This window comes from Pseudomonas sp. Choline-02u-1, assembly GCF_002836515.1.
Lineage (GTDB): Bacteria > Pseudomonadota > Gammaproteobacteria > Pseudomonadales > Pseudomonadaceae > Aquipseudomonas.
This window is the reverse complement of record NZ_PJBC01000007.1, coordinates 55,837-77,632: the sequence shown is the minus strand read 5'-3', so window position 1 is coordinate 77,632 and position 21,796 is coordinate 55,837. Positions and strand designations below refer to the sequence as shown.

General features: G+C 59.7%; 22 protein-coding genes. 3 read left to right on the top strand and 19 right to left on the bottom strand.

Translation table 11 applies throughout. The features are described from left to right. Window positions 1-42: 42 nt before the first annotated feature. The 9 genes from CXF97_RS07245 to minC form a co-directional block, all read right to left on the bottom strand. Entirely contained in the window at window positions 43-2,199 is a 2,157-nt protein-coding gene (locus CXF97_RS07245) for a mechanosensitive ion channel family protein (RefSeq protein ID WP_101157525.1), read from the bottom strand. A 74-nt stretch (window positions 2,200-2,273) separates the two neighbouring features. Beyond that, window positions 2,274-2,450, bottom strand: coding sequence for a hypothetical protein (locus CXF97_RS28205; RefSeq protein ID WP_007965354.1), 177 nt, complete (start codon window positions 2,448-2,450; stop codon window positions 2,274-2,276). Between the two features lie 146 nt (window positions 2,451-2,596). Beyond that, complete coding sequence (locus tag CXF97_RS07240) at window positions 2,597-3,886, bottom strand: M18 family aminopeptidase (protein WP_101157523.1); 1,290 nt, start codon at window positions 3,884-3,886, stop codon at window positions 2,597-2,599. A 78-nt stretch (window positions 3,887-3,964) separates the two neighbouring features. Continuing rightward, window positions 3,965-5,059 (bottom strand): hypothetical protein, encoded by a 1,095-nt coding sequence (locus CXF97_RS07235; protein ID WP_101157521.1) that lies wholly within the window; start codon window positions 5,057-5,059, stop codon window positions 3,965-3,967. Between the two features lie 93 nt (window positions 5,060-5,152). Further along, window positions 5,153-5,995: a hypothetical protein gene (locus CXF97_RS07230; RefSeq protein WP_101157519.1), complete on the bottom strand. Its 843-nt coding sequence runs from the start codon at window positions 5,993-5,995 to the stop codon at window positions 5,153-5,155. A 151-nt stretch (window positions 5,996-6,146) separates the two neighbouring features. After that, window positions 6,147-6,782, bottom strand: a complete 636-nt coding sequence (locus tag CXF97_RS07225) for an RluA family pseudouridine synthase (RefSeq protein WP_101157516.1) — start codon at window positions 6,780-6,782, stop codon at window positions 6,147-6,149. A 90-nt stretch (window positions 6,783-6,872) separates the two neighbouring features. Continuing rightward, window positions 6,873-7,127: a cell division topological specificity factor MinE gene (gene minE / locus CXF97_RS07220; protein ID WP_003223146.1), complete on the bottom strand. Its 255-nt coding sequence runs from the start codon at window positions 7,125-7,127 to the stop codon at window positions 6,873-6,875. Next, window positions 7,127-7,939: a septum site-determining protein MinD gene (minD, locus tag CXF97_RS07215; RefSeq protein WP_007913953.1), complete on the bottom strand. Its 813-nt coding sequence runs from the start codon at window positions 7,937-7,939 to the stop codon at window positions 7,127-7,129. Before minD ends, minE begins: the two co-directional genes overlap by 1 nt. Before the next feature lie 169 nt (window positions 7,940-8,108). After that, window positions 8,109-8,846 carry a septum site-determining protein MinC gene (gene minC / locus CXF97_RS07210; protein WP_101157514.1) on the bottom strand — a complete coding sequence of 246 codons (738 nt, stop codon included), beginning with the start codon at window positions 8,844-8,846 and terminating at the stop codon, window positions 8,109-8,111. Between the two features lie 117 nt (window positions 8,847-8,963). On the opposite strand from minC, the gene CXF97_RS07205 reads away from it, so the two are divergent. Continuing rightward, window positions 8,964-9,896 (top strand): lipid A biosynthesis lauroyl acyltransferase, encoded by a 933-nt coding sequence (locus CXF97_RS07205; protein WP_101157513.1) that lies wholly within the window; start codon window positions 8,964-8,966, stop codon window positions 9,894-9,896. A 35-nt stretch (window positions 9,897-9,931) separates the two neighbouring features. Then, a complete protein-coding gene (locus tag CXF97_RS07200) occupies window positions 9,932-11,104 on the top strand; it encodes a patatin-like phospholipase family protein (RefSeq protein WP_101157511.1) in 1,173 nt (390 codons plus the stop codon). Between the two features lie 132 nt (window positions 11,105-11,236). Here CXF97_RS07200 and CXF97_RS07195 read toward each other — a convergent pair whose 3' ends face one another. From CXF97_RS07195 to puuE, 9 genes are all read right to left on the bottom strand, one after another. Beyond that, complete coding sequence (locus tag CXF97_RS07195; protein WP_039763795.1) at window positions 11,237-12,022, bottom strand: outer membrane protein OmpK; 786 nt, start codon at window positions 12,020-12,022, stop codon at window positions 11,237-11,239. A 29-nt stretch (window positions 12,023-12,051) separates the two neighbouring features. Then, a complete protein-coding gene (locus CXF97_RS27945; RefSeq protein ID WP_157830868.1) occupies window positions 12,052-12,393 on the bottom strand; it encodes a hypothetical protein in 342 nt (113 codons plus the stop codon). A gap of 1 nt (window position 12,394) precedes the next feature. Further along, a complete protein-coding gene (locus tag CXF97_RS07190) occupies window positions 12,395-13,180 on the bottom strand; it encodes an outer membrane protein OmpK (protein WP_101157509.1) in 786 nt (261 codons plus the stop codon). A 160-nt stretch (window positions 13,181-13,340) separates the two neighbouring features. Further along, window positions 13,341-14,693 (bottom strand): nucleobase:cation symporter-2 family protein, encoded by a 1,353-nt coding sequence (locus CXF97_RS07180; protein WP_101157505.1) that lies wholly within the window; start codon window positions 14,691-14,693, stop codon window positions 13,341-13,343. Between the two features lie 221 nt (window positions 14,694-14,914). Then, window positions 14,915-16,219 (bottom strand): urate hydroxylase PuuD, encoded by a 1,305-nt coding sequence (locus tag CXF97_RS07175; protein ID WP_101157503.1) that lies wholly within the window; start codon window positions 16,217-16,219, stop codon window positions 14,915-14,917. Between the two features lie 51 nt (window positions 16,220-16,270). After that, the gene (locus tag CXF97_RS07170) at window positions 16,271-16,774 is read right to left on the bottom strand and encodes an ureidoglycolate lyase (protein ID WP_024012211.1); all 504 of its coding nucleotides are present in this window, start codon (window positions 16,772-16,774) and stop codon (window positions 16,271-16,273) included. A 147-nt stretch (window positions 16,775-16,921) separates the two neighbouring features. After that, a complete protein-coding gene (gene alc / locus CXF97_RS07165) occupies window positions 16,922-17,917 on the bottom strand; it encodes an allantoicase (protein ID WP_101157501.1) in 996 nt (331 codons plus the stop codon). An 87-nt stretch (window positions 17,918-18,004) separates the two neighbouring features. Continuing rightward, window positions 18,005-18,520 (bottom strand): 2-oxo-4-hydroxy-4-carboxy-5-ureidoimidazoline decarboxylase, encoded by a 516-nt coding sequence (uraD, locus tag CXF97_RS07160; protein WP_064364561.1) that lies wholly within the window; start codon window positions 18,518-18,520, stop codon window positions 18,005-18,007. After that, window positions 18,517-19,443, bottom strand: a complete 927-nt coding sequence (gene puuE, locus CXF97_RS07155) for an allantoinase PuuE (RefSeq protein ID WP_101157499.1) — start codon at window positions 19,441-19,443, stop codon at window positions 18,517-18,519. Before puuE ends, uraD begins: the two co-directional genes overlap by 4 nt. Before the next feature lie 419 nt (window positions 19,444-19,862). On the opposite strand from puuE, the gene uraH reads away from it, so the two are divergent. Further along, window positions 19,863-20,216: a hydroxyisourate hydrolase gene (gene uraH / locus CXF97_RS07145; protein ID WP_101157495.1), complete on the top strand. Its 354-nt coding sequence runs from the start codon at window positions 19,863-19,865 to the stop codon at window positions 20,214-20,216. Between the two features lie 98 nt (window positions 20,217-20,314). On the opposite strand, the gene CXF97_RS07140 is transcribed toward uraH, so the two are convergent. Continuing rightward, entirely contained in the window at window positions 20,315-21,793 is a 1,479-nt protein-coding gene (locus CXF97_RS07140; protein WP_157830867.1) for a hypothetical protein, read from the bottom strand. Window positions 21,794-21,796: the final 3 nt, after the last annotated feature.

Genomic DNA, 21,796 nt, shown 5'->3' with positions numbered 1-21,796 from the left:
GCCCCCTATTGGTATTGCCTGCCAATAGGGGGCCATCTCAGTTCAGCCTTCCTTTTTCATCTCAACCCCAGGCGTAATCACCTGCACACTCATCCGCGGTGTCGCCAGATCCAGTCCCGCCTCATCCAGTTGCCGCTTCAACGCCAAGTTGAACGCCCGGGAAACCTCCCACTGCTTGATCGGCGCAGTCTTGAACCGTGCGCGCAGAATCGCGCTGCCGGACTCGAAACTCTCGACACCCTGAATCTCCAGTGGCGACCAGATGTTGCGGCGTTGCAACGGGTCGCTGCGCATCTTTTGGCCGACGTCGCGCATCAGTTTGATCGCGTCGTCGATTTCCATGTTGTACGGCACGGCGACACGGAAGATGGCGTAGCCGAATTCCCGCGAGTAGTTCTTGATGCTTTTGATTTCGCTGAACGGGATGGTATGGACGATGCCGTCGATGTCGCGCAGGCGCACGGTACGGATGGTCAGGCCTTCGACGGTGCCGAGGTGGCCGCCGACGTCGACGTAGTCATCAATGGCCAGCGAGTCTTCGATGATGATGAAGAGGCCGGTGATCAAGTCGGCGACCAGTGACTGCGCACCGAAGCCGATGGCCAGACCGATCACACCGGCACCGGCCAGCAGCGGCGTGACGTTCATGCCCATGTTCGCCAACGCGACGATCAGCGCGATGATGAAAATCGCCACGAACAGCACGTTGCGGATCAGCGGCATCATCGTCTGCGCCCGTGCATTCGCCAGACCTTTGCGCGAGCGGGTGAGGGCGTGGTGCACGGCGGTGTCGGCGAGGATCCAGATCAGCCAGGAGAAAATCAGCGTGCCGATCAGGCTGAACAGTTTGACGCTGATGTCGTGGCCATCACCTTCGGCGAACGCGATCAGCGAATGGCCCCACACGCGCAGGCCCAGTTCGATAAAGATCAGCCACACCAGCAAATGCGTCAGGGTGTAGAAGAAGTTTTTCAGTCGCTCCGAGTACAGCGCATGGCGTTTCGGCCCGCGTTGCGGTTTCAGCGAATGGCGGCGCACGAGGCCGTTGATGACCATGCACAACACCAGCAGAACCGTGCAGATCAGCGACTGCCGCAGCGCCGTGCTGGTGTCGCCAGCGGAGACGAAAGTGGCAAACAGTGAGATGCCGACCAGCACCAGCGCCGGCACGTACCAGAAGGTGCCGAGGATTTCGATGGTGTCGCTGAGGGCGCGGCGGGTCAGGCGCCGCGACAGTGGTTGATTGCGGATCAGGTGCGCAATCGGCCGGCGGAAACGCAGGATGAACAGGCCGGTCGACAGCGCGGCGAGCACATTGGCGGTGGTCGCTGCGGTGTGCGCCAGATGTACGCCCAAGCTCTCGACCAAGCGCGGATCGCTCAGCGCTTCACCAAACGCGGCAAAGCTGCCGATCAGCCACAGCGGCCGGAACGCCTGATGGCGCAGGATATACAGCGCGCGATGGCGGTGCGGGCCGTCGAGCAGGGAGAAGGCAATCACACAGATCGCCGAGAAACAGGTACCCACCACCAACGCATAAGCCAGCACCATCGCCAGACTTTTGCCCAGCGAGGACGGCAGCACGTAGCTCATGTACACCGTCATCACCAACGCGATCAGCCACGGCCCGAGCTTGCGCAAAGCGAAGCGCAACATGTCGAGGGCCTTGGGGTGTTGCGGCAGTTCTTCGGTCAGGCCAAAGCGCAGACGCACACGGTGGCCAAGCCAGATCAGCGCGGCGGCGAGCAGGCTCCAGAGCATCAGGATAACGGCGAAGCCGAAAATGATGGGCAGCCATTCATTGGCCGGCAGCAGCTTGCTGGTCAGCTCGTCCTTGGCCAGGTCGAATTCGTTGGACCAGCGGGTGATCGGGCTGTCGGCGCCGGAAAACTGTTTTTCGAAGTTGGCGAGGGTGCCGCCGATCAGGCCCAGCACGCCTTCTTCCGGCGTGGCCTGGGCTTGCTTCGTGGCGTCGCGCAGCTTCTTCAGATCGCTGAGCAACTGCGCGCGTTGCTTGTCGTTTTCCAGCGACTTGATCACCTCGTCGAGCGACTGGCCGAGGGGTTCCTGGGCTTCAGCTTGCGGTTTGGAGGTGTTGAGCAGGCCGGGCAAACCGACCGCATGCGCGGGCCCCAGCGGCAGCAGCGTCATCAGGCAGACAAGCAGCAGGCTGGGCAAAGCAAAAAGGCGAGCAAACACCAGGAGACAACCTCGGGATTGGCGGATGCGCTGGAGTGTACGAGGCCCTCTGGCGCAATGCGAGCCGGGCGCGGTCATTCGTTGAGCTTGGCGAGGATCTTGTAGACCACCGTGGCGAGGATCATCAGCATGCCGACCCACATGGCGAACACCCCGGCATTTTTGTCACGGAAGTTGAAGCCTATGGCCAGCAGGATCATCCCGCTGAGGATGGGAATGAGCATGGCATGGAAGGAGGACATCGAGATCATGGAGACTGCCTTGTCTGGGTGGGATCATTTGAGTCTAGGCGGGTTTGCACGTGTAGGAGCTGCCGCAGGCTGCGATCTTTTGATCTTCAAAGCAAAATCAAAAAACCGCAGCCTTGCGCAGCTCCTGCATCAATCAGCGCCGCTGATTAAGGCAATTCACGACTGGCATAGAACGCGCTGAGCACTTTGACCAGATGCGCCAGGTCATGGCTGCCGCACAGCTCGCGGATCGAATGCATGGCGAAAGTCGGCAGGCCGATGTCGACGGTGCGCACGCCCAGGTGACTGGCGGTGATCGGGCCGATCGTCGAGCCGCAGCCCATGTCGCTGCGCACCACGAAGCTTTGCACCGGCACTTCTTCGGCCATGCACAGGTGGCGGAAGAAACCGGCGGTTTCGCTGTTGGTGGCATAGCGCTGGTTGCTGTTGACCTTGATCACCGGCCCGGCATTGAGTTTCGGGCCGTGGTTGGCGTCGTGCTTTTCGGCATAGTTGGGATGCACGCCGTGGGCGTTGTCGGCCGACACCAGTAGGGATTTCTGGATGGTGCGCACGAACTCGTCGCCTTCCGGCAGCAGGCGGCGCAGGGTCTGTTCGAGCATCGGGCCGTCGGCACCGCACGCCGAGCAGGAGCCGACTTCTTCGTGGTCGTTACACACCAGCACGCAGGTTTCGTCGGTCTCGGCGGTGAGCAACGCCTGCAGGCCGGCGTAGCAGGACAGCAGGTTATCCAGCCGCGCACCAGCGATGAAGTCGCCGTTAAGACCGATGACTGCAGCGCTTTGCGTGTCGTAGAAACTCAGCTCGTAATCCAGCACCACGTCGGCGTTCAGACCGTGTTCGCGGGCCAGTTGATCAGTGAGCACGGCGCGGAAATCGACGCGCTCGTCACCGGCGAACTGGGCGAGGACCGGCGGCAGTTCGGTCTGCGCGTTGATCGCCCAGCCCTGGTTGGCTTCGCGGTTGAGATGGATGGCCAGGTTGGGAATGATCGCAATCGGTGCCTTGAAGTCGATCAACTGGCTTTCGACCTTGCCGTCACGGCGGAAGGTCACGCGGCCGGCCAGCGACAGATCGCGGTCGAACCACGGCGCCAGCAGTGCGCCGCCGTAGACTTCGACGCCCAACTGCCAGAAGCCCTGACGCTGCAGTTCCGGTTGCGGCTTGACCCGCAGGCATGGGCTGTCGGTGTGGGCGCCGACCAGACGAATACCGTCGTGCAGTGGCGAGTTGCGGCCCATTTTGATCGCGACGATCGAGGAATCGTTACGGGTGACGTAATAGCGGCCGTTGGCCTCGGTGGACCATGGCTCGCGCTCGTCGAGGCGCACATAACCGGCGGCCTCCAGACGCTGAACGAGGCTGGCGGTGGCGTGAAACGGGGTAGGGGAGGCCTTGAGAAAGTCGATCAGGCCCTGGTTCAACTCTGCGCGCATAAGAAACTCCAGACAGCAATGGGCGGCAGTTTAACGCATCACTCAGCTGCATTGGGCAAGTGGTTTGCGCACGTATTGTCAGGCCTGATGACCGATGCGCTTGCGCAGATAGGCCAGGATGGCCTTCTGATCAGCCTTCCTCGCAGGTTTCGGCAGATGTTTTGGCCAACCCTTGTCAGTGCCGAAGAAAGCTTGTTGCGCGACGCTGTCCCAGCGAAGGATTTCCCGCGAAGCCGATTCCCACCATTCATGCCGGCAGATTTCGTAATACGGATGTTCAGGTGCAGCACTGCCGAACAGCAACGCACGGCCGACTTTCTTCATGCCGCCGCGCTTTTTGCGCAACTTCCACTTGATGCGCAGGCGCTCCCAGGTCGAAGGGATCGGTTTGCTGCGCGGGACCTCGGTGCTCAGGTCTGGCAATTCGGGGTGAAAGGCCTCGCCGTAGCGGGCGAAGAAATGTTTCTGCATGGCGTGGAAGAAGTTTTTGTCGGCGAAGTAGTGATAGACGAATTTCTTCGCTTCCTGGATGGGCTGGTCGCGCATGGCAAATGACAGTGCAATCTGTTCGATCGTGTGGATGTCGAACGAATCCTGCGTCCACTCATCGATCAGTCGGATCGACGTTTCCAGCAGCGCTGCATCGCCATCGGTGACGCCGCACAAGCCGCTGTTGTACAGCTTGAAGCTGTTGGCAGGCGAGATGCCGTGGACTTGCAGGCAGCGCGCAAGTTTTTCGTAGTCCGTGCGCTTACAGACATAACTCCAATCGTATTCGAAGCGGTCCATCACGTAACGGCCGGGTGTGATCATGCTGAACAGTCGATGCGGCGAACCCAGAAACAGCGTGTCGGTGTCGACGAACAGGGTTTTTTCGGCGAGTGTCAGGCCCAGTGCAATGGCGCACGCTTTGCGGCGGTGGTGGTAGCCGTTCTCGCCCTGCCACTGGCTGAGGGTCTGCTCGCTCAGGGCGACGGTGTCGACCGGCCAGCCGGCGTAGTCCTGCGGGCGATCGGTCAGGATTCTGATGCGTACCGATTCACCCTGCTGCAGTTGCGCCAGGGCGGTGAGGATGCTGAATTTCGCCTCGCGCCGATAAACGTCTTTGTCGCCATAGATCAGGTAGAGCAACTGGTGCGGTACTTTTTCCATGGGGGGGAAGGCTTCGCGCATAAGCGGCTCCATACGGCGGGTGCGCGAGTTTACCGTATTGGTCGGCTGATTTGCAGGCCACACACTTGCGTCAAAGTGTTGCCGGGCGTGGCGTCAACCGATGATCAGTCTGCCGTTGAGGAAGACTTCGCGGCGCTGCTTGCGACCGATGTCTTCATGCTTGCTCGGCTGATAGACAGTTTCGAACTTGTCTCGAGACAAACCAGCCAGCGCACTGAGGTATTGATCGACCAAGCGATCGTAAGCGGCTTCGGTGATGAATTTGTAGATTTCCCGACGATAGAAGAAGCCCAGTTGAAAACCGAGCGTTTCACTCAGGTGCGCGGTCGGGCCTGCGAAGCAGTTTTCAAAATCAATGGCTTTTAGTGGCCCGTGCGTTTGCTCGGGCACCATGATGTTGCCCACCCAGAAATCCATGTGGGTGATGTTTTTACTGGCCAGCGAGCTGAGCAGTTGAAACGCATCGAGGATGAAAGCTTCGATATTTTCGGGGTTGCGCCTGATGCATTCGGCGCCATCAATATGGCCTTCGAGCAGGTGCGTCAGCAGGAAGAACTCTTCGGTCAGGCCAAGCCTGCTGCGGGTGTAGCCATAGCCCTTCAATGGCGGCATGTTCACGCCCCGGCGCTGAGCTTCGAGGGAATTCATCAGTTCTTCGAGCGGCCAGTCGAAGCGCCCGTTACGTTGCGGTTTGTTCAGGCTCACCCGCACTTTTGCCTTGAACGTGTCCAGTGGCTGGACCTTGGCGAAAAGTGGTGTTTCACAGGACGACAACGGTGCGCTGGCCCGGGTCAGTTTGCGCGCGCGACGTTTTTCTATCAGTTGTTCGAGGGCTTGGCGCGCCTGGGTGCTGGGGGTTTCGCTCAGGTGCAGGGTGGTGTTACCGAATGCGCACACGATCGGATATTCGGATTGGAGCGTTTTGCTGCAGAACACGGAAAAGGCCTCCTGCCTGATGTCGAAGTGCCATGATTTTATATTTGATTACAACTTTATGACAGTTCTTTACGTCAATCTATTGCCGGTGAACTTTTGACAGAACAAAAAAAGCCCTCCATCAGGAAGGCCTTTCAGAAGCAGGCGCGATTCAGAACGGCGCCGGGCACTCGAATCGCAGGCGCTCGCCGCTTTGCGGATGAGTGAAACTGAGCATGCTCGCGTGCAGACACAGGCGCGGCCAGGCCGCCAGAGCCTGCTCGTGGGCGTAGAGTCCGTCACCGAGCAGCGGATGGCCGATCGACAACAGGTGCACGCGCAATTGATGTGAGCGACCGGTGATCGGTGTCAGCTCGACCCGGCACCAGTCGCCGCACCGTTCCAGCACCTTCCAGAACGTCAGCGCATGTTTGCCGAATTCGTGATCGACTACATGGCGCGGCTTGGTCGGTGGGTCGTAGCGCAACGGCAGGTCGATGCTACCGCTGTCCAGTTCCGGCTGACCCCAGGCCAAAGCGGTGTAGGCCTTTTCGGTTTCGCGATCATGAAACTGCCGCGACAACTCACGATGGGTGTCGGCATCACGGGCCAGCAAAATGATGCCGGAGGTTTCCCAGTCCAGGCGATGGACGATGCGCGCTTCCGGGTAGCCGTTTTCCTGCAAACGGGTAATCAGGCAGTCCTTGTTGTCATCGGCGCGGCCGGGCACCGAGAGCAGCAGGGTCGGTTTGTCGACCACCAGTACGGCGGCGTCCTGATAGATGATGCGGATGTTGGACAGCGGCATTAAAACAGCCTCGTAACAAATGCCAACGGCGGTGCAGGACCATTCCACCGGGGAATGGCCCTGAACCGCCGTCGTACCTGCCGGATCGACTCAGCGGTCGGGCAGGGTGATGTTGAGTTCCAGAATCGAGCAACTGCCCTGGCTTTCCAGTGCAACGTGTACGTCATCGTTGCCGATATTGACGTACTTGCGGATCACGTCGACCAGTTCCTTCTGCAAGGCTGGCAGGTAATCCGGCGTGCTGCGCTGGCCGCGCTCATGCGCCACGATGATCTGTAGACGCTCTTTCGCTACCGAGGCGGTACTTGGCTTTTTGTTGGCACGAAAGAAGTCAAAAAGGTTCATTACCTACCTCCAAACAGGCGCTCGAAGAATCCCTTCTTCTCGACATCGAGGAATCGGTGGGCTTTTTCTTTGCCCAGCAGGCGGTCGACGGTATCGCTGTAAGCCTGACCGGCATCACTCTGGTCGTCGAGAATTACCGGCACGCCCTGGTTGGAAGCCTTGAGCACAGCCTGGGATTCCGGGATCACGCCGAGCAGGGTCACCGAAAGGATTTCCTTGACGTCTTCAACGCCAAGCATCTCGCCCTTTTCAACACGCTCCGGGTGGTAGCGGGTGATCAGCAGGTGTTCCTTGATCGGGTCTTCGCCACGTTCGGCGCGGCGCGATTTGCTCGCCAGCAGGCCGAGCATGCGGTCCGAGTCACGTACCGAGGAGACTTCCGGGTTGGTCACAACGATCGCTTCGTCAGCGAAGTACATGGCCAGGTGCGCACCTTTCTCGATGCCAGCCGGGGAATCGCAGACGACGAACTCGAATTGTTCCTTGAGCTCCATCAGGACCTTTTCCACGCCTTCGACGGTCAGCGCGTCTTTGTCGCGGGTCTGGCTGGCTGCCAGCACGTAGAGGTTTTCCAGGCGCTTGTCTTTGATCAGCGCCTGTTGCAGGTTGGCTTCGCCGTTCACGACGTTGACGAAGTCGTATACCACGCGGCGCTCGCAACCCATGATCAGGTCGAGGTTACGCAAGCCGACGTCGAAGTCGACGATCACTGTTTTGTGGCCGCGCAGTGCGAGACCGGTACCGATAGCGGCGCTGGTGGTGGTCTTACCCACACCACCCTTGCCGGATGTAACCACGAGAATCTTGGCCAAGGTGTTTCACCCCTAAGGAAGAAGGACTGTTCAGCCCCTGAAAAACATCTCCTGAAAACTACTGCAGTCGGACAGCCTTGGCTGGAATTTGGCTTTAGGCCTTTTTCCTACTTCGTTTGAGCCGTTTTCGCTACGTTTTAGAGATGCTTGGAAAATGCGGCAGTATCCGTTAAAGCCGAATGATGTTCAACACGTCGCCTGACAGGCTGACCTGGACGCCCGAGCCCCACATCGGATCGCGACGCAGATCTTCGGAAACCTTGTAATGACCGGCGATGGAGATCAGTTCAGCGCTCAATTGCTGACAGAAAATCCGTGCCTTGGTGTCACCTTTGACGCCGGCCAGTGCACGGCCACGCATCGGGCCGTATACATGGATGTTGCCATCGGCGAGAAGTTCCGCCCCCGGACTGACCGATGAGACCACGACCAGATCGCCACCCTGGGCGTATATCTGTTGGCCACCACGTACTGGCGTGGTGATTACGCGGGTCGGTTTAACGGTCGGCTCAGGCGGTTTTTCCGGCTTCTTTCTGACTTCCGCTTCCGGCGTCTCCAGCGGACGCTCGCGGGCGCCGGAGGGCGGCAGCACGGGGATGTCGATGGCGATGGCGGCGGCGATGTCTTCGATGCGGCTGGCGCGAATGGCCAGGGTGCGCAGGCCATGTTGACGGCAGACGCGCATCAGCCCCGGCAGGTCGACAGCGCCCTGGCTCGGCGGCAATTTGTCGAGCGCCAGAACCAGCGGTGCATTGCTGAAAAAATTTGGCGCCTGGGCGACTTTGGCGGCCAGTTGCCGATCGAGGCTTTCGAGGTCGTTACGGGCCAGTTCCAGCACAGTAATGGCCAGCATGCTGCCCTTGAGCTGGAATACGGGATCTTGGTCTAACGGGTCGGTTTGGCTCATGTCGGCATACAACGGCTTGTCACTAAAAGTGCCGAGACTTATAACGAGAACGCCCGCGAGCCGCAAGCCGGGTCGAACGATGTAGAATGCGCGGCCACTGTATTTACGGAAGCTTTAATGGATCGCCCGCGTTTTCGAAAAGCATTTCTTGCTCCGCGCTTCTGGCCGCTCTGGTGCGGTCTGGGGCTTTTATGGCTGATCGTGCAGTTGCCGTATCCGGCGCTGCTGACCATCGGTCGAGTTTTGGGTGCGTTGATGTATCGCCTCGCCAGCGACCGGCGAACCATCGCGCGGCGCAATCTGCAATTGTGCTTCCCGGAAAAATCCGCCGCCGAGCGCAAACGCCTGCTCAAGGAAAACTTCGCCTCCACCGGGATCGCTTTTTTTGAAATGGCGATGAGCTGGTGGTGGTCGCGCGAGCGTCTGGCGAAACTGGCCCACGTCGAAGGCCTTGAACATCTGCAGAAGGCCCAGCGCGAAGGCAAAGGCGTGATCCTCATGGCTGCGCATTTCACCACCCTGGAAATCGGCGCGGCGCTGCTTGGCCAGCAGCACACCATCGACGGCATGTACCGCGAACACAAAAACCCCTTGTTCGACTTCGTCCAGCGCCGTGGTCGCGAGCGGCACAATCTGGATTCGCTGGCGGTGGAGCGCGACGACGTTCGCGGCATGCTCAAGCTGCTGCGCTCGGGCCGGGCGATCTGGTATGCGCCGGATCAGGACTACGGCGCCAAGCAAAGCATCTTCGTGCCGCTGTTCGGCATTCAGGCCGCCACCGTCACCGCAACGACCAAGTTTGCTCGCCTGGGCAAGGCGCTGGTGGTGCCGTTTACTCAGGAACGTCTGGCCGACGGCAGCGGTTATCGCCTGGTGATTCATCCGCCGCTGGAGGATTTTCCCGGCGAGAGTGAAGAGGCCGATTGCATCCGCATCAATCAGTGGGTCGAGAGCGTCATGCGTGCCTGCCCCGAGCAATATCTGTGGGCGCATCGGCGTTTCAAGAGCCGCCCGCCGGGCGAGCCGAAGCTTTATCCCAAGCGCCGCTGATCCTGCCATTCTGCTAGGCCCCCTGGAGTGTTGCGATGAGTCCTGCTGAACCGGTTACAGGTTTGATTCTTTCCGGCGGCGGGGCTCGGGCGGCTTATCAGGTCGGGGTGCTGGCGGCGATTGCCGAGTTGCTGCCGGTAGGCGCGGACAATCCCTTTCCGGTGATCGTCGGCACCTCGGCCGGGGCGATCAATGCGGTCAGCCTGGCCAGCGGCGCCACGGACTTTCGCGCCGCCATCGAACGCCTGACCCAGTTCTGGCAGGGCTTTCGCAGCCACCGCGTGTTGCGCAGCGACTGGCCCGGCGTGATCCATCAAGCCAGCCGCTTCATCAGCCACAGCCTGCTCGGCCTCGGTCGGCAGATGCCGGTGGCGCTGCTCAACAGTTCGCCGCTGCGCGAACTGCTCGAGGAAAAACTGCACCTGCCCGGCATCGCCGAATCCATCGCGCGCAAGCAGTTGCACGCGGTGGCGGTGACCGCATTCGGCTACGAGTCGGGGCAAGCGGTCACGTTCTATCAGGGCGGCGGCACCATCGACGCCTGGCTGCGGCACCGCCGCATTGGCGTGCCGACGCAGTTGTCGGTCGATCACCTGCTGGCCAGTTCGGCGATTCCGCTGTTGTTCGCACCGGTGAAAATCGCTGAGGAATATTTCGGTGACGGCGCAGTGCGTCAGTCGGCGCCGATCAGTCCGGCACTGCACCTGGGCGCCAGTCGCGTGCTGGTGGTGGGCGTCAGCGGCAACCCGCGCGGCGTTGATCCGCAGCCGCCGCAGGAGCGCGCCTACAGCGGCCAGCAACCGACGCTGGCGCAGATCGGCGGGCACATGCTCAACAGCACGTTCATTGACAGCCTGGAGAGCGATATCGAGTTGCTGCAGCGTTTGAATCAGTTCAGTCATTTGCTTCCCGACGGCACACCAACGCGTGCACTGGGCGTGGCGCCTGTGGAGGTGCTAGTGATTGCGCCGAGTCAGCCGATCGATGAAATCGCCGCGCGGCATCGCCAGGAACTGCCAGCGGCGTTGCGCCTGTTTCTGCGCGGGCCCGGGGCGACGAAGACCAGTGGGGCGGGGGTGCTCAGTTATCTGCTGTTCGAGGCGGGGTATTGCAGCGAGTTGATCGAATTGGGGCGGCGGGATGCGTTGGCCAAGCGTGAGGAGCTTTGCCGGTTTCTGCGGATATCCCAAGCGGTGGCCCCGGCCTGAAATTGCGGTGAGCCTATTCGCGAGCAAGCTCGCTCCCACAGGGTTTTGCATTGAATGCAAAATTTGCAATCAACATAGAGCCACTGTGGGAGCGAGCTTGCTCGCGAAGGCGTCCTTGCGGACACCGCCGAATCAGAAGTGGAACTTGACCAGGAAGCTGGTGGTGCTCTGATCGGTCTTGAAGTACTGGCTGTCCTTGATCCCGTACTTGTCCGACCAGTAGTCATACTCGACACCGACATACAACTGCTTCTCGCCGAAATTCAGCGCCTTGCCCAAGTCATATTTGACCTGCGGGTTGAAGTGCAGGTTGGCGTGGTAGTCGCCCTTGGAGTTGGAGTCGTTGTCGACCACCCAGTCCATGAAGCCGTCAATGAGGATGTTCGATTTGCCCACTGGAATGGTGTAGGACCAGACCGGGGTGATCTGCCAGACATTGTCACCGGCGCGTGCGCCCTGGGTGTGACGCTGATAGAAGTTCAACTGGAAGTAGTCGAAGCCGGGAATCGCCAGGTCGAAGCCCGGACCGATCAGGTACGCCTCGGTATCGCCTTCACCGAACTCGTAGGTCATGGCCAGCAACACGTCGGTCACCGGGCCGAAGGCCAGTTTCTGATCGAAGATCTTGCCGAACGACAGGCGCGGGCTGAGCTCGCCGTAGTAGGTGTTGGAGCCGACGCCGCCGTCATCCTTGCCGTTGTAGAAGATCTTGTCGATGAACAGGAAGTTGTCCCCATATTTCCAGGCATCGGCGTGCTCGAAAGTCACGGTCTGCTGAATGCGCGGGTTGACCTGGAAGTCCTTGCCATACAGATAGGTCAGGCTGTTGTTCTGCCACTGCAGCAGGCCCTCGGCCATTGCCTGGCCGCCGGCGAACATCGATCCGGCCAGCATCAGGCTGGTGCACATACGTTTCATTCGGTTGCTCCCAAAGTAGGTGTTCCACGTTATTTTTTTTGAGATCGGCGCTCTGATGTGGCGCCTTTTTTCGTGCCGCAAATTTCATCCGATCGGTCAGCTTTGAATGCTCGTAGCAAAAGCTGCGCCAAGGCTTTCGAAAAACCAAAAAACGCCCGTTCGGCTGCTGAAAAACAGTCGACGAGCGTGTTTTCGGGAGGCCTCAGAACTGACCAGGGCCGGGATAAGTTGGCTTTTCGGTCAGAAATTAAATCCGGGCTTTTTTTTAGACCGAATTCGGAAGGCCGCGGAGAATACTGACTCCTCGGCTTGTGCTCAAGTGCTCCGCAACAGAGCACCGACGGCAGACATGGCGCACGGTTGCGGGCCATCTCAGAAGTGCACCTTCAACAACAGGCTCGCGGTGTTCTGGTTGGTGTCGAACGAGTGGGTGTTTTCGATGCCGTACTTGTTCTTCCAGTAGCTGTACTCGGTGCCGACGTACACCTGCCTCTGGCTCCAGCCCAAGGCTTTGCCCAGGTCGTATTTGATCTGCGGGTTGATGTGCAGGTTGGCGTGGTAGGTGCCGCGCGAGTTCTCATCATTGTCGACGACCCAGTCGAGGTAACCGTCGATCAGCACATCGGAATTGCCCAGCGGGAAGCTGTAGGACCAGGCGGGGGTGATCTGCCAGACGCCGTCGCCGGGGCGCGGGCCTTCCGTCTGGCGGCGATAGAAGTTCAGTGTGACGTAGTTGAAACCGGGCACTTTCAGATCGAAGCCGGGGCCGATCAGATACGCCTCGCTTTCGCCTTCACCGTACTCGTAGGTCATTGCCAGCAACACGTCCTTGATCGGGCCAAACTCGATCTTGCGGTCGAGGATCTTGCCGAACGACAGGCGCGGACTGAATTCGCCATAAAAGGTGTGCGGGCCTTTGTTGGCGTCTTCCTTGCCGTTGTAGAAGATCTTGTCGACAAACAGAAAGTTGTCGCCGTACTTCCACTTGTCGGCATGCTCGAAAGTGACCGTCTGCTGATACGACGGGTTGATCGCGAAATTCTTGCCGTACAGATAGCTGAGACTATTGGTCTGCCACAGCAGCAGATCGCCGGCCATGGCCTGACTCGCGGCCAGCAGGCCGCCACTCAACAGAACGCTGGTTTGCGTGCGGATCATCGGTTGCTCACTCTTGTTTTTATTGTTTGAGACAGGGGGTTGCATGTCACTTGTGGGAGCGAGCTTGCTCGCGAAAGCGGCGGGTCATTCAACAGTGATGGCGACTGACCGGGCCTCTTCGCGAGCAAGCTCGCTTCCACAGGTTGTGTGAAGATTTCAATCAGTGCGCATGGCAATCGTTGATCGCTGCACGCTCTTTGCCGCCGAGGATGTTGAACAACAGGTTCAGGGTCAGCGCGCTGAGAGTGGCCATGGCGATGCCGCTGTGCGTGATCGGGCTCATCCACATCGGCAGGTGAGCGAAAAACTCCGGACGCACCACCGGGATCAGACCCATGCCGATGCTCACCGCGACCAGCAACTGGTTGCGGCGGTCACCGATGTCGGCCTCCTGAAGGATCTTGATACCGGTCGCCGCAACCATGCCGAACATCGCAATCGCCGCACCACCGAGCACCGCCGGTGGAATCGACGCCACCAGAAACGCCGCTTTCGGCAACAGGCTGAGGACGATCAGCAGACCACCGGCGACGATGGTTACCGAACGGCAACGCACGCCGGTCATCTGCACCAGGCCGATGTTCTGCGCGAAGGAGGAATGGGTGAAGGTATTGAAGAAACCGGCAAAGAACGATGCGCCGGCATCACACAGCAAGCCGCGGCGCAGCATGCGCGGGCAGACTTCCTGACCGGTGATCTTGCCCAGCGCGAGAAACATCCCGGTCGACTCAACGAAGATGATCACCACCACCAGGCACATCGACAGAATCGGCGCGAGCTCGAACTTTGGCATGCCGAAATGCACCGGCGTGACGAACTGAATCCACGGCGCGCTGGCCATTCCACTGAGGTCGACCATGCCGATCACGCCGCACAGCACGTAGCCCAGGCACATGCCGATCAGCACGGAAATGTTCACCCAGAAACCGCGCATGAAGCGGTGAACGAGCAGGATGGTGGCCAGCACCAGCGCGGCGATGGCCAGATAGATCGGCGAGCCGAATTGCGCGGCGTCCACACCACCACCAGCCCAGTTCACGGCCACGGGGAAAAGCGATAAACCGATCGAGGTGATGACCGTGCCGGTCACCAGCGGCGGGAAGAAACGCACGACTTTGGACATGAAGGGTGCGATCAGCATGCCAAAGAAACCGGCGGCGATCGTCGCGCCGAAGATGCCTTGCAGGCCGATACCGGGCATGCCGGCCATGGCGACCATGCTGCCGACTGCGGCGAAACTGGCGCCCATCATCACCGGCATGCGAATGCCCATCGGGCCGATGCCCAGCGATTGCACGATGGTAGCGATGCCGGCGACCAGCAGGTCGGCGTTGATCAGGAAGGCGATTTCTTCACGACTCAGGCCAGCGGCCTGTCCGATGATCAGCGGCACCGCGATGGCGCCACCGTACATCAGCAGAACATGTTGCAGACCGACCAGGATCAGTTGCAAAAGGGGCAAACGCTGAATGGCGGGTGCGTCGGGGATGCGCGCTTTGGACAGCTCGGACATGCAACACCTCGGATCTTTTTTATTCTTGTGATTAACAGCTGCCGGGTTGCTTGCAGCTGTTTCTTTGCATCAGGCAGACCTGTGGGAGCGGGCTTGCTCGCGAAGGCGCCGTTTCACTCAACATCAATTTGTCTGATCGACCGCTTTCGCGAGCAGGCTCGCTCCCACAGGGTTTGACAGTGTCCTTGTGGAAGCGAGCCTGCTCGCGAAGCTTTTACTGCTTAGTTGGTCTGCGCTCCCTGGGCAATCCAGGCACCGATCAGGTCACGCTCCTGCTGGGTCATCTGAGTGATGTTGCCCAGTGGCATGATCTGCGTGGTGATGGCTTGCGCCTGAATGCGCGCAGCGTTCTGACGGATCTGCTCGGGGGTGTCGAGGATCACACCGGCAGGCGCTGCGCTGAACAACGGGCTGGTCGGCTTCGACGAATGACAAACCGTGCAACGCTCTTGAATCACGTGATGCACTTTGTCGAAGCCGGGACCGGCGTTGGAGGCTTGCGCCGGTGCTGAGGCAGGCTCGGCAGGTTGCGCCGCTTCAGCCGGTTTCGCGCCACCGCCCAGTGCCGTTTCCGGCAGCGGTTGGTACTCGATTTTCGCTGGAGCTTTCGCCACTTCAGGTGCGTTCGACATCGGCATCGGACCGGTGACGTAAGCCAGGCAGATCATGCCCACCGCTGCCACCGGCAGGGTCCAGGCAAACTTGTGGCTGTCGTGACGGGTATTGAAGTAGTGACGCACCAACACTGCCAACACCGCGATCCCGGCCAGGATCAACCAGTTGTACTGGCTGCCGTAGGTGCTCGGGAAGTGGTTGCTGATCATGATGAACAGCACCGGCAGGGTGAAGTAGTTGTTGTGTCGCGAACGCAGCAGGCCCTTGGCCGGCAGCGCCGGGTCCGGCGTACGGTTTTCAGCGATTGCTGCAACCAGTGCGCGCTGCGCCGGCATGATGATGCGGAACACGTTACCGACCATGATGGTGCCGATGATCGCGCCGACATGCAGGTACGCACCACGACCGCTGAACACTTTGCTGAAGCCATACGCCGCGCCGATGATCAGCACGAACAGGATGAAGCCCAGCAGAGCGGGGCGCTTGCCCAGTGCCGAGTCGCAGAGGAAGGAGTAGATGAACCAGCCGACGAACAGCGAGCCAAGACCGATGGCCACGCCTTCCGGACCGCTCAGGGTGCTGCCCGGTGCGAGCAGGTAAAGCGTCGGATTGGAATAGAACACCACGCACAGCAGCGCGATCCCCGACATCCAGGTGAAGTAGGCTTCCCACTTGAACCAGTGCAGGTTGTCCGGCATGGACGGAGGGGCCAGTTTGTATTTTTCCAGGTGGTAGATGCCGCCGCCGTGGATCGCCCACAGATCACCGGCCAGACCGGTTTTGGGGTTGACGCGGTTGAGGTTGTTCTCCAGCCAGACGAAGTAGAACGACGCGCCGATCCAGGCCACGCCAGTGATCATGTGAACCCAGCGCACGCTCAGGTTCAGCCATTCCAACAGATGTGCTTCCACAGTCTTTACCTCTCGCCTGTCACTCTTGTTGTCGAGTGATCAGACCTTCTCTTATTGGTGGGGGGCGAGGATCAAACGCTCATCCTCTTTGAAAAAATGCTCATCGCAGTTATTGCCTGTGCCACTGCGATCAACCACCAGGAAGTCATCCCGCTTTTCGATCGTCAGCACCGGGTGGTGCCAGACGCCGCGATGGTAATTGATGCCCTGCCTGCCGTTGGTGACGAAGGCGCGGACCAAGCCTGATACAGGTTCATCGCCAACTGGCGCGACCACGATCAGAAAGGGGTTGCCGAGCAGCGGAATGAAAGCCTGGCTGCCCAGCGGATGGCGTTCCAGCATGCAAACGGTCAGCGGCATGTCCTGCGCGTCGGCGCGGAAAATGCTGATGATCGCGTTGTCCTCAGGCTGTGCGGTTTCGACCGTCGCCAGTTTGTGGAAGCGCATGGTCGAACCGTTGTTGATCATGAAGTGATCGCTGCCGTCGGTTTCGATCACGTCACCGAAAGGGGCGAAGGCTTCTTTGGTCAGCGGTTCAATCGTCAGTGTGCGCATGCTGTTCTTCTTATCCAAAATTCTGTGTTGTTCAACTTGTCAATGCGTCTTGCGCGACCCCGTAGGAGCTGGCGAAGCCTGCGATCTTTTGACTTTGTTTTTAAGATCAAAAGATCGCAGCCTGCGGCAGCTCCTACAGACTCAGCATTACTTCGCGACCTTGCCGAGTACACGCAGGCGACTCACGCCACCATCCGGGAACACGTTGAGGCGGATGTGGGTGATCGGGCCGAGTGCCTTGATCTGCTCGACGAAGGTATGTTCGGCGTGCATTTCCAGCTTCTGGCTTGGCAGCAGTTCGCGCCAGAACAGCGACTGGGTTTCGATCTGGCTGTCGGTGCCGCCCTTGACGAACGCGCCCTGGATCGAGCAGGTGTCGGGGTAGTTGCCTTTGAAGTGCAGGGTGTCGACGACGATTTTTTCGATCTCGCCCGGATGACCCAGCGCGACGATGACCCAGTCATTGCCCGGCGTGCGACGGCGCGCGGTTTCCCAGCCGTCGCCCATGTTGATGCCACGGCCCGGGTTGAGGATGTTGCTCATGCGGCCGAAGTGTTCGTCGGAGCAGGCGAGGGCGCGTCCACCGTTCAGGGCTGCAGCCAGGTCGACCTGTTCGTTGTCGCCTACTGCCGACCAATCGCGGAACGGAACGCCGTACACACGCAGACGCGCAACGCCGCCGTCCGGGTAGATGTTGAAGCGCAGGTGGCTGAACGCTTTGTCGTTGCTGATTTCGTGGTAGTGGTGGCTGTTGCCCTGCAACTCGACGGCCGACAGCACTTCGGTCCACTGGGTGTTTTCATCCGGCTCGCCCGAGGCCAGGAAGCAGGCTTCCAGCGAGGCCGACGGCGGGTAGTTGCCGGTGAAGAATGAAGTGTCGATGTCCACGCCTTTGATCGAGCCCGGTACGCCGAGACGGATCACCGCGCTGTCGAAACCTTCGAAGCGCTTGCGGCGCGACTCCCAGCCGTCCATCCACTTGCCGTTGTCATCGAACACGCCCTCCTTCCATACGGCCGGGGTCGGCTGAAACAGACGATTGGCGTCTGCGAACCAGTCATCGGTGACCGAAATGATCTTGGTGCCCAGACGGGCATCGGCCAGGTTGACGTATTTTTCGAAAGGTACGGCGTAAGCTTTCATTCTTCTTGTCTGCCTTTGAATTAGTGGCTGGGGATGCTTGCAGGGCCCTGGGCGTTTACGCGTTCATTCACGCTCGGGCCAAGCTTGCTAAAGAGTCAGTAAACGGAACAGGGCAATCTTGTTGATCTCCGCCAGCGCGCATTTGAACTCGGCTTCCACCGAATTGTTGATGCGCGTTTCGAACGCCGCGAGGATCTGATGCCGGTTGCTGCCTTTTACCGCCATGATGAAGGGAAACTTGAACTTGGCTTTGTAGGCGTCGTTCAGCTCGGTGAAGCGCTGGAACTCTTCGGCCGTGCATTGGTGAATACCGGCGCCAGCCTGTTCGTTGGTGCTGGCTTCGGTCAGTTGGCCCTGGACGGCGGCTTTGCCGGCCAGGTCCGGGTGAGCGTTGATCAGGGCCAGCTGACTGGCGTGATCGGCGCTCAACAGGATATCGCTCATGCGTTGGTGCAGGGTTTCGATCTCGTCGATCGAAGCGTCCGCACCGAGGTCGTAGGCCTTTTCGGCCACCCATGGCGAGTGTTCGTAGATGTCGGCGAAGGCGTTGACGAAAGCGTCGCGGCTCAAGGTCGACGGTTGCAGGGTTTGAAAGCGGCTCATTTTGCAGTCCCTTGGTACGGGTGGGTTTCGTGCCAGTGACGCGCGATGTCGACGCGACGGCTGAACCACACCTGTTCATGACTTTTGGCGTATTCGATAAAGCGCTTGAGCGAAGCGAGGCGACCGGGGCGGCCGATCAGCCGGCAGTGCAGACCGATCGAGAGCATTTTCGGCGCTTCGGCACCTTCGGCGTAAAGCACGTCGAACGCGTCTTTGAGGTATTCGAAGAAATCGTCACCTTTGTTGAAACCCTGCACCTGGGTGAAGCGCATGTCGTTGGTGTCGAGGGTGTACGGAATCACCAGATGCGGCTTGCCGGTCGGGTTGTTCGGTTCCCAGTAGGGCAGGTCATCGTCGTAGGTGTCGCAGTCGTAGAGGAAACCGCCTTCTTCCATGACCAGGCGACGGGTGTTCGGCCCGGTGCGTCCGGTGTACCAGCCCAGCGGGCGCTCGCCGGTAAGTTCGGTGAGGATGCGGATCGCTTCGAGCATGTGCTCGCGTTCCTGCGCTTCATCCATGTACTGGTAGTCGATCCAGCGGTAGCCGTGGCTGCAGATTTCGTGACCGGCTTCGACCATCGCGCGGATCACATCCGGGTGACGCTGAGCGGCCATGGCCACGGCGAAAATGGTCAGCGGAATATCGAATTCCTTGAACAGTTTCAGAATGCGCCAGACGCCGGCACGGCTGCCATACTCGTAAAGCGATTCCATGCTCATGTTGCGCGCGCCTTGCAGCGGCTGCGCGGCGACCATTTCGGACAGGAAGGCTTCGGATTCCTTGTCGCCGTGGAGAATGTTGCGCTCGCCACCTTCTTCGTAATTGAGTACGAAGGACAGGGCGATCCGGGCATTGCCCGGCCAGTGTGGGTGAGGAGGGTTACTGCCGTAACCGATCAGGTCGCGTGGGTAGTCAGCGCTCACTGCAGTCTTCCTTCTTGTACGTTGACAGATTGGTGTGGCGGCCTGGCAGGCTGGCGTCACAGCGATGGGCTGATTGTATACAACTTTATTTGCATTTTGTAAGCCTGATTTTTCGCATTTCTCACCGACTGTCATCTTTTGCTGTTAACGGTTCAAGCCTGCAAGAAACCTGCCTGACCGGTCAGCTAATGAATGGAAGGTTCAATGTTCAGGCGCTTTGTCTGCCGATTGGCGATAAAAGCCCGGATGGCGGGGCCGAGGCGAAAAATGTCGTTTTTATTGTGTACAATTTTTTTCAAAAGTGTCTTAATCAGTCGCTCGCCGCAGTGTTTCGTGCTCCGAAACGGTGCGGTCTCCTTTCAACTGACTTCGGGAGGCGCGAAGTCTGACTGCTCCACGCAGGCAGGCGCGCAGAATCAATGGGACGTTTGACTACTCACGTTTTGGACGCTGCACACGGTTGCCCGGGCAGTTCGATCAAGGTCGAGCTGTACCGCGTCGAAGGATCGCACCTGGAATTGGTCGCCAGTGCGGTCACCAACAACGACGGCCGGGTCGATGCGCCGCTGCTGCAAGGCGATGACTATCGCACCGGGGTTTATCAGGTTCAGTTCCATGCAGGCGATTACTACCGCGCCCGCGGTGTCCAGTTGCCGGAGCCGGCGTTTCTGGATGTGGTGGTGCTGCGTTTCGGCATCTCTGCCGAGCAGGAGCACTACCACGTGCCCCTGCTGATTTCGCCTTACAGCTATTCCACGTATCGGGGCAGCTGACCCCAAGCAGCAGCCCCCACCGGGAAGCGACTGCGCATATAGCTTCTTTGGTCTTTCGCCCGCTCACACTGCGGGCTTTTTTTCGACTGGCCGCCCCTTCAGCTTCCCCTGACAATAAACAACGTTGTCTGCCCCAACGCGTCCGTTTGTACGCCACCGCGCAACCACACCGCTTTGCGTGTATCGCTGGCGTCGGCACGCCTGTGCTCCAGCCCGGCATCGTCGAGTGCGCTCGGCGGATAAACCTTCAGCGCGAATATCCGATCTATGCCGGCACGATGAAAGCGCAACTCATGCCTCGATTCCTCCGTTGCGGTGCGTTCGATGACATAGCCCTCAGCAGCCAGCACCTCGCTGAACAGTCGTTGCAAGCGGGTCGTCGAGGGCTGGCTGGCGAAGCGGTTCCAGTGTTGGGCGAATCGTCCGGGGTCAAGATCCAGGCGGCGCAGATGGTCTTGCTTGTTGGAGAGGGACAGGCCAGTTGTGGCGGGCTGGTTGTGTAACATCAGCAGCGGGTCGGCCAGCCCCACTGGCGGTGCCTGTTCCGCATCTCTACAGGACCAATAGCGCAGGACCTGATTCAGCACGGCCAATCCCGAGCCGGTGATGACTTCAGAGTGACTGGCCTGATTGAACAAGGCCCGGGCCAATGCGCTGACAGAACGGTCCGCAAGAGATTTGAACGTTGTGGCGATGTATCGGGTGATCGGCATTGCAAAGGGAGCGGGATCATCGAGCACCGTCCACTGATTGTTTCGGTTAACGACGAACTTCGGTTGCAGTGACGGGTGATCGCGCAGCATGGATTCGAAGGCTTCGTACAGGGCAGGTGAAAACAGCGGGTGTTGCAGGTATGCCAATGATGGTTGGGCATTCAGGTCCTGCTGCACGATCGGGTAGTGCTGGCCGTCTATTTCAATGTACTGCCCCAGCGTTGGGCGGCTGCTGCGGCCCCAGTTTCGCCAGAGTCCGAAACGCAGATTCGTCGCCTCAGGGTTGGCCGATAGCAGGCTGGCAGCCAGTGCTTCGCCGGGATCGGTGGGGACGGGGCCAGAATCATCGCGCGCCGCTTTGCGCCGCCACAGTCGTGTTCCCGGAACCGGTTCGAACAGCAGGGCGAAATCAGTGCGGCGCGTCGCCGAGCTTTGCTGATACTCGCCGGTGCTGTTCTTGCGCACCATGACCGTTCCTTGCGCCGTATCGACATACGTCTTGCGGTGCTTGTCATAGCGGATGCCGTCGAGGTTATCCAGGGGCGATGAGAGACGGGCTGCGTCAGCCGCTGCCAGGTAAATTGGCTGATCAATCTCCGTGTACTGATCTTCGCGCTGTGGATCTTGCGTCAACCAGTCCGGTATTTCGACGTTCCACAGCGGTTGCCGTTCTGCCTTGATCAGCACGGACGCTGGCAGCGTGGATGCGTCTGGTCCGCCGGCAGAATCAGCCTGTTCATTTGCATGGTGGCTGTTTTGCAGATCGAGACGAGGCCGTTCCGGTACGTCATTTATCGGATGCAGGGTTATCGGTGAAATATCAGCGGGAGTGACTCCCGCCCCGCGCTTGGGTGGTTTGTTCATGGA

Bases quoted from the DNA above. Each gene is read 5' to 3' on its own strand.
- CXF97_RS28205 (WP_007965354.1), bottom strand. From the start codon at position 2,450: ATGATCTCGATGTCCTCCTTCCATGCCATGCTCATTCCCATCCTCAGC.
- CXF97_RS07240 (WP_101157523.1), bottom strand. From the start codon at position 3,886: ATGCGCGCAGAGTTGAACCAGGGCCTGATCGACTTTCTCAAGGCCTCC.
- CXF97_RS07235 (WP_101157521.1), bottom strand. From the start codon at position 5,059: ATGCGCGAAGCCTTCCCCCCCATGGAAAAAGTACCGCACCAGTTGCTC.
- CXF97_RS07225 (WP_101157516.1), bottom strand. From the start codon at position 6,782: ATGCCGCTGTCCAACATCCGCATCATCTATCAGGACGCCGCCGTACTG.
- minE (WP_003223146.1), bottom strand. From the start codon at position 7,127: ATGAACCTTTTTGACTTCTTTCGTGCCAACAAAAAGCCAAGTACCGCC.
- minC (WP_101157514.1), bottom strand. From the start codon at position 8,846: ATGAGCCAAACCGACCCGTTAGACCAAGATCCCGTATTCCAGCTCAAG.
- CXF97_RS07205 (WP_101157513.1), top strand. From the start codon at position 8,964: ATGGATCGCCCGCGTTTTCGAAAAGCATTTCTTGCTCCGCGCTTCTGG.
- CXF97_RS07200 (WP_101157511.1), top strand. From the start codon at position 9,932: ATGAGTCCTGCTGAACCGGTTACAGGTTTGATTCTTTCCGGCGGCGGG.
- CXF97_RS07195 (WP_039763795.1), bottom strand. From the start codon at position 12,022: ATGAAACGTATGTGCACCAGCCTGATGCTGGCCGGATCGATGTTCGCC.
- CXF97_RS27945 (WP_157830868.1), bottom strand. From the start codon at position 12,393: ATGGCCCGCAACCGTGCGCCATGTCTGCCGTCGGTGCTCTGTTGCGGA.
- CXF97_RS07190 (WP_101157509.1), bottom strand. From the start codon at position 13,180: ATGATCCGCACGCAAACCAGCGTTCTGTTGAGTGGCGGCCTGCTGGCC.
- CXF97_RS07180 (WP_101157505.1), bottom strand. From the start codon at position 14,693: ATGTCCGAGCTGTCCAAAGCGCGCATCCCCGACGCACCCGCCATTCAG.
- CXF97_RS07170 (WP_024012211.1), bottom strand. From the start codon at position 16,774: ATGCGCACACTGACGATTGAACCGCTGACCAAAGAAGCCTTCGCCCCT.
- alc (WP_101157501.1), bottom strand. From the start codon at position 17,917: ATGAAAGCTTACGCCGTACCTTTCGAAAAATACGTCAACCTGGCCGAT.
- uraD (WP_064364561.1), bottom strand. From the start codon at position 18,520: ATGAGCCGCTTTCAAACCCTGCAACCGTCGACCTTGAGCCGCGACGCT.
- uraH (WP_101157495.1), top strand. From the start codon at position 19,863: ATGGGACGTTTGACTACTCACGTTTTGGACGCTGCACACGGTTGCCCG.
- CXF97_RS07140 (WP_157830867.1), bottom strand. From the start codon at position 21,793: ATGAACAAACCACCCAAGCGCGGGGCGGGAGTCACTCCCGCTGATATT.